A 6,991-nucleotide genomic window follows, 5' to 3' on the forward strand; every position below is an offset into this window, starting at 1 on the left:
GGCGGGGGGAACACACCCGCCCGAGCCGGAACATCCGGAACGTCCGGAACAGCCGGAACGGCTGAGCCGCGCCGTGAAGCCCCGCCCGTCAGGGCGGGTTGGCGCGCGAGGTGTTGACGGGCGCGCCCGTCGGTCGTACTTTGCTTCGGCACTTGGTCCGATAATTTTCGGCGAGTTTCCGGAAGGTATGCGACGATGCGAAGCCTTAGTAACCGGCGTCCCCGACGACCACGTCACCTCGCGGCCGCGACGGCCGCCGCCCTGTCGATGACCGTTCTGGCGGCCTGTGGGAGCGGCGGTCCCGGCGGGCGCGGTGGGGACGGGCTCGAGGTGTGGGTCTACCAGGACGGTTCGACCGTGATCCAGGAGGAGTTCGTCGAGCGGTTCAACGAGAACTCCGACATCGACATCACCCTGACCCAGATCCCCGGCGAGAACTACCAGGACCGCATGCGGACCGCCATGGGTGGTTCCAACGCGCCGGACATCTTCTTCAACTGGGGCGGCGGCAGCATCTCCGACTTCGTGGACCAGGACATGCTGGTCGACCTCACGGACGTCGTGGCGGAGGAGCCTGGGCTCCAGGGCGCGTTCATCCCGTCGATCCTGGAGGCCGGCGGGATCGACGGGCGGATCTACGGCGTGCCGATGCGCGGCGTGCAGCCCGTGATCCTGTTCTACAACCAGACCCTGTTCGACGAGGCCGGCGTCCAACCGCCCACGTCCTGGGACGAGCTGCTCGGGCTCGTGGACACGTTCGTCGAGCGCGACATCACCCCGGCCGTGCTGGCCGGCGGCGACCCGTGGACCGAGCTGATGTGGCTCGAGTACCTGCTGGACCGGGAGGGCGGCGCCGAGGTGTTCGCCCGGATCAGGGGCGGCGACACGGCCGCCTGGGGCGACCCGGCGGTGCTGGCGGCGGCCGAGCGGGTGACGGAGCTGGTGGACGCCGGAACGTTCGGCAACAACTTCCGGTCCGTGCGGTACACCACGGACGGCGCGTCGACGTTCTTCGCACAGGGCGAGGCCGCGATGCACCTGATGGGCTCGTGGGAGTACGCCAACCAGCTCTCGCAGCAGCCCGAGTTCACCGAGAACGACCTGGCCTTCGCCAGCTTCCCCGGCATCCCGGGCGGGGCCGGCGATCCGTCCGCCGTGGTCGGCAACCCGACCAACTACTGGTCGGTCCACTCCGACGTGGAGGGCGAACGCCTCGACGCCGCCGTGGAGTTCCTGTCGCTGATGGCCGGCGAGGAGTACGCGCAGGCGCTGATAGACAACGGCGACATCCCGACCACCGTCAACGCCGAGTCGCTGCTGGACAGCCACAACAACCCGGAGTTCGCCCGTTTCCAGTACGACATGGTGACGAACGCCTCGGACTTCACGCTGTCCTGGGACCAGGTGCTGCCGGCCGCGCAGTCCACGCCGATGATGGACAACATCGAGAAGCTCTTCGGCGGCGACCTGTCCGCGCAGGAGTTCGTCGACGCGATGCAGGACCTCTAGGTCCGGGTGGTCGTCGCATGAGTCGCCACTCCGCGCGGGCGGACGCCGTCTCCGTCCCGCACGCCGGTCGCCCAGGCCTCGCCTGGGCGATTCCGGGCGTGTTGTTCTTCCTCGTCTTCGCCGCCGCGCCCATGGTGCTGGTCGGCTATCTGTCGTTCACGGACTGGGACGGGCTGGGGAGCCCCTCCTGGATCGGCTTCGACAACTGGTCCCGGCTCTGGAACGACGACGGCATGCGCAACGCCGTCTGGCTGAGCGTGCTGTTGACCCTGTGCACCTGGGCCGTGCAGACCCCGATCGCGCTGCTGCTCGGCGTGTGGGCGGCCGGCCGGCAGCGCTACCGGGCCGTGCTGTCGGCGATCTTCTTCCTGCCGCTGCTGGCCTCCTCGGTGGCGCTCGCCCTGCTCTGGCGCACCCTGTTCGACCCCAACCTGGGCCTGGCCGCCGACGTCGCCGAGTGGTTCGACCTGGAGACGGCCGACCTGCTCGGCTCGTCGCGCGGCGCGTTCATCGCCATCGTCTTCGTGGCCAGTTGGCAGTTCGTGCCGTTCCACACCCTGATCTACCAGGGCGGCGCCCGGCAGATCCCGCGCTCGCTCTACGACGCGGCGTCCATCGACGGCGCGGGCACCGTGCGGCAGTTCTTCTCCATCACGCTGCCGCAGCTGCGCAACACCGTCATCACGTCGTCGGTGCTGATGGTGGTCGGCGCGCTGACCTACTTCGACACGGTGCTGATCCTCACCAACGGCGGCCCTGGCGACGCCACCAGGATCCTGCCCTTCCTGATGTACGAGGAGGGGTTCCGGACCTTCGAGCTCGGCTACGCGAGCGCCATCGCCGCGACCCTGGTGGTCATCGCGACCGGCGTCTCACTGCTGCTGGTGCGGCTGACCGGGTTCACCAGGATGCAGAGCACCAGGGAGGGGCTGTGACCCAGACCCAGGCGGGGACCGTCGCCGAGCGGCGGCCCGCGACGCCACCCGGGACGCCGGCCGGGCGGCCGGCACGCGGCCCGGGCCGACGGCTGCCCAGGGGCAACTACCCGGCCGGCTTCGCCGCGTTGCTCTGGCTGGCCGTCGTGGTGATCCCGCTGTACGTGCTGGTGATCTCCACCCTCCAGGACCGGGCGTCCTATCTGGAGAACGGCCCGCTGTCGCTGCCCACCAGTCCGTCGCTCGACAGCTACCAGCGGGTGCTGGAGGGCGAGTTCCCGCGCTACCTGCTCAACACCCTGGTGGTGACGGTCTCCTGCGCGGCGATCGCCGTCGTGCTGTCGGTGACCGTCGCCTACACCGTGGTGCGCAACCGCTCCGCGATCTCGCGCCGCACCTTCCAGCTGTTCCTGCTCGGCCTGGCCATCCCGTCCCAGGCCGTGATCATCCCGATCTACTGGCTCATCACCGAACTCCAGATGTACGACACGCTGATGGCGGTGATCCTGCCCACGGCCGCGTTCTCGCTGCCGGTCAGCGTGCTGATCCTGGTGGGCACGATGCGGGACATCGACGAGGAGCTGTACGAGTCGATGGCGCTGGACGGCGCGAGCCAGACCCGGATCCTGCTCCAGCTCGTGGTGCCGATGTCCCGCGCCGGCATCTCGACGGTCGGGGTGTTCGCGGCGCTCGGCGCCTGGAACGGCTTCCTGTTCCCGCTGATCCTCACCCAGTCCCAGGAGAACCGCGTGCTCACGCTCGGCCTCTACGACTACATCGGCGAGTACCGGGCGGACATCCCGGCGCTGCTCTCCGCCGTCGTGCTCTCCATCGTGCCGATCTTCACCGCATACCTCTTCGCGCGCCGGCAGTTGATCAACGGCCTGATGGGCGTCGGCGGCCGGTGAGGAGCGCCCCGCGGGGAGCACCAAGACCACTGAGAAGGAGCACCATGCCCGACCAAAGCGAGCCCCAGGAACACCCCTGGCAGGACGTCTCGCTGCCGGCCGCCTCCCGCGCGGCCGCACTGCTCTCCCGGATGACCCTGGAGGAGAAGCTGGCCCAACTGGTCGGCATCTGGCCGGGAGTCGGGTCGGAGGACGACGAGGACGTCGCCCCCAGGCAGCACGAGATCGACGCGTCGACCCCCGACCCGCGCTCGGTCGTGGTGCACGGACTCGGGCAGTTCACCAGGCCGTTCGGCACCGCCCCGGTCGACCCGACCGAGCGGGCCAGAACCCTGGCCGAGGACCAGCGGCGGATCGCGGCGGGCAACCGGTTCGGGGTGCCGGCCATCGCGCACGAGGAGTGCCTGACCGGGTTCAACGCCTGGCAGGCCACCATCTTCCCCACCCCGCTGGCCTGGGGCGCCTCCTTCGACCCCGAGCTGGTCGAGGAGGCGGCCCGGCTGATCGGCACCTCGATGCGCTCGGTCGGCATCCACCAGGGCCTGTCGCCGGTGCTCGACGTGGTGCGCGACCCGCGCTGGGGCCGCACCGAGGAGTCCATCAGCGAGGACCCGTACCTGGTGGCCACCGTCGGCACCGGCTACGTTCGGGGACTTGAGCGGTCCGGGATCGTGGCCACCCTCAAGCACTTCATCGGCTACTCGGCCTCGCGCGGCGCCCGCAACCACGCCCCGGTCTCCGTCGGGCCCCGGGAGCTGGCCGACGTGCTGCTGCCACCGTTCGAGATGGCGCTGCGGGAGGGCGGCGCCCGCTCGGTGATGGCGGCCTACAACGACGTGGACGGGGTGCCGGCGTCAGCCGACCACGAGCTGCTGACCCGACTGCTGCGGGACGAGCTGGGCTTCACCGGAACGGTCGTCTCGGACTACTTCGGCGTCTCCTTCCTGGAGTTGAGCCACGGCGTGGCCGGATCGCCCGGCGACGCCGCGATGTTGGCGCTCGCGGCCGGCGTGGACGTCGAGCTGCCGGCCCAACGCTGCTACGGCGAACCGCTGTTGAAGGCGCTCAGGTCAGGCGAGGTGGCCGAGGAGCTGGTGGACAGGTCGGTGCTCCGGGTGCTGACCCAGAAGGCGCAGCTCGGCCTGCTGGACGCCGACTGGTCGGGCGAGCCCTCGGCGTTGGCGGGCGACGCCGACGTGGTGGACCTCGACCCGCCCCAGATGCGGGCGGTGGCCAGGCGGCTGGCCGAGGAGTCGGTGGTGCTGCTGGCCAACCGCAACCGGGCACTGCCGCTGGCGCCCGGCGCGCGGATCGCCGTGCTCGGCCCGCTGGCCGACGATCCGGCGGCGATGCTGGGCTGCTACACCTTCCCGCGGCACGCCGGGGCGCACCACCCCGACCTGCCGATCGGCGTCGAACTGCCCACCCTGTTCGAGGCGTTGCGCACCGAGCTGCCGAACGCCGAGGTCGCGAGGGTCGAGACGCCCGAGGAGGTGGCGGGCGCCGAGGTGTGCGTGGTGGTGGTCGCGGACCGCTCGGGGCTCTTCGGGCGCGGCACGTCGGGCGAGGGCTGCGACGCCGCCGACCTGCGGCTGCCGGACGGCCAGGAGGCGGTGGTGGACGCGGCGCTGGCCACCGGGGTGCCGGTGGTGCTGGTGCTGCTGACGGGCCGGCCCTACGCGCTGGGCCGCTGGGCCGACCGGCTGGCGGCCTGCGTGCAGGCGTTCTTCCCCGGCGAGGAGGGCGGCGGCGCGGTGGCCGGGGTGCTCTCCGGGCGGGTCGAGCCGTCGGGCCGGCTGCCGGTCGGCGTGCCGGCCGACCCCGGCGGCCAGCCGTGGTCGTACCTGGCGCCGCCGCTCGGGCAGCCGGGCGAGGCCAGCTCCGTCGACCCGACGCCCTGCTACCCGTTCGGACACGGCCTGTCCTACACGGAGTTCGCCTGGTCCGACGCGTCCGTCGACACCGACGCCCTGGACACGGACGCGGCGGCGGAGGTGCGGCTGACGGTGACCAACGCCGGCGAGCGGGCCGGTACCGAGGTCGTCCAGCTCTACCTCCACGACCCGGTGGCCAGAACCGCGCGCCCGGTGAACCGGCTGATCGGCTACGCCCGGGTGCCGCTGGCACCCGGCGAGTCGGCCGAGGTGCGGTTCGCGTTCCACCCGGACCTCGCCGCGTACACGGTGGCGCCGGGCCGGCGGATCGTGGAACCGGGCGCGCTGGAGCTGCGGCTCGCCGCGTCCAGCGCCGACATCAGGCACCGGCTGCCGGTGACCCTGACCGGTCCTGAGCGTGTCGTCGGCAACGACCGCCGGCTGACCTGCCCCGTCGCGGTCGGCGCGCCGGGCACCGACAATCCGCGCACCTGACCGGAGGTTGACTCGGATCGCCGAACACCGCGGCGCGGCCTAGGCTTGGCGCCATGGGCTGGACCGTGCGCGACATCCCCGATCTCAAGGGCCGCACCGCGGTGGTCACCGGCGCCAACAGCGGGCTCGGCTACGTCGCGTCGCTCGAGCTGGCCCGCCGCGGCGCCCTGGTGGTGCTGGCCTGCCGCAGCCAGCAGCGCGGCCAGGCGGCCCTGGAGCGGCTGCTGGGCGAGGTTCCCGAGGCGCGGGCCGAGCTGCGGCTGCTCGACCTGGCCGACCTGGCGTCGGTACGGGCCTTCGCCGGCGACTGGGGCGAGCGGCCGCTCGACCTGCTGATCAACAACGCCGGCCTGATGGCCATCCCGTTCGCCCGAACGGCGGATGGCTTCGAGACACAGTTCGGCGTGAACCACCTCGGCCACTTCGCGCTGACCGGGCTGCTGTCGCGGCACCTGCTCGCCACGCCCGGGGCGCGGGTGGTGGTGGTCTCCAGCCTGGCGCACTGGATGTCCAACATCGACCTGCGGGACCTCAACTCCGAGCGCCGCTACCGGTCCTGGACGGCCTACGCCAGGTCCAAGTCGGCGAACCTGCTGTTCACCCACGAGTTGGCGCGCCGGCTGCGCGGCCACGACGTGCTGGCCGCCGCCGTGCACCCCGGGTACGCGTCGACCGAGCTCCAGACCAAGGGGCCGCAAATGGCCGGCAGTTCCGCCGGGGAGCGCGCCGCCAAGGCGCTCAACCGGCTGATCGGGGCGCCGCCCGAGGTCGGCGCCACGCCGCTGCTGTACGCGGCCACCGCGCCCTCGGTCGCACCCGACTCGTTCACCGGTCCCAGCGTCCTGGGCGCCCGCACCCTGCGCGGCGGCCCGGGCGGTCCCTGGCGGGCCGCCTGGACCAGGAACGACGCGATGAGCGAGCGGCTGTGGGCCGCGTCCGAGGAGCTGACGGGCATCCGCTTCACCATCCCCTAGCGACGGGCTCGACGGTCCGGCGGTGCCTGCCGGTCCCGGACCGGATTCTCAGGCAATTCCGGCTTCAACGGCACCGACCCGTCGCCCACGTCGGAGGAGTTCGTGACGTACGTGGAGCGTGGCGACGTCCACTCCTTCATCGGCGGGGGCGGTGGCATGAGGATGGGGATGGGTCAGGACGGCGCGTCCGGAGAGATCGCCGCCTGGGTGGAGGCGAACTTCACGGCGACGACGGTGGGCGGGGTCACGGTCTACGACCTGACAGCCGGCGGCTGACGGGGCCCGGGGGTCGCCCC

General features: G+C 71.9%; 5 protein-coding genes and 1 pseudogene. All 6 read left to right on the plus strand.

Annotated features, from left to right (window positions below; all coding sequences use genetic code 11):
* Positions 1-195: 195 nt before the first annotated feature.
* Positions 196-1,509, plus strand: a complete 1,314-nt coding sequence (locus E1283_RS28555) for an extracellular solute-binding protein (RefSeq protein ID WP_243745173.1) — start codon at positions 196-198, stop codon at positions 1,507-1,509.
* 17 nt (positions 1,510-1,526) lie between these two features.
* Positions 1,527-2,444, plus strand: a complete 918-nt coding sequence (locus E1283_RS28560; RefSeq protein WP_132821058.1) for a carbohydrate ABC transporter permease — start codon at positions 1,527-1,529, stop codon at positions 2,442-2,444.
* On the plus strand, positions 2,441-3,352 hold the full coding sequence (locus tag E1283_RS28565; RefSeq protein ID WP_132821059.1) for a carbohydrate ABC transporter permease: 912 nt from the start codon (positions 2,441-2,443) through the stop codon (positions 3,350-3,352). The genes E1283_RS28560 and E1283_RS28565 overlap by 4 nt, the downstream gene beginning before the upstream one ends.
* 44 nt (positions 3,353-3,396) lie before the next feature.
* Entirely contained in the window at positions 3,397-5,721 is a 2,325-nt protein-coding gene (locus E1283_RS28570) for a beta-xylosidase/alpha-l-arabinosidase (protein ID WP_132821060.1), read from the plus strand.
* Between the two features lie 53 nt (positions 5,722-5,774).
* On the plus strand, positions 5,775-6,695 hold the full coding sequence (locus tag E1283_RS28575; RefSeq protein WP_132821061.1) for an oxidoreductase: 921 nt from the start codon (positions 5,775-5,777) through the stop codon (positions 6,693-6,695).
* A 69-nt stretch (positions 6,696-6,764) separates the two neighbouring features.
* A pseudogene (locus E1283_RS28580) lies at positions 6,765-6,971 on the plus strand (mannosyltransferase YkcB-related protein); the annotation flags it as partial.
* Positions 6,972-6,991: the final 20 nt, after the last annotated feature.

The sequence above is a fragment of the Streptomyces hainanensis genome, from assembly GCF_004348415.1.
GTDB classification, from domain to species: domain Bacteria; phylum Actinomycetota; class Actinomycetes; order Streptomycetales; family Streptomycetaceae; genus Streptomyces; species Streptomyces hainanensis.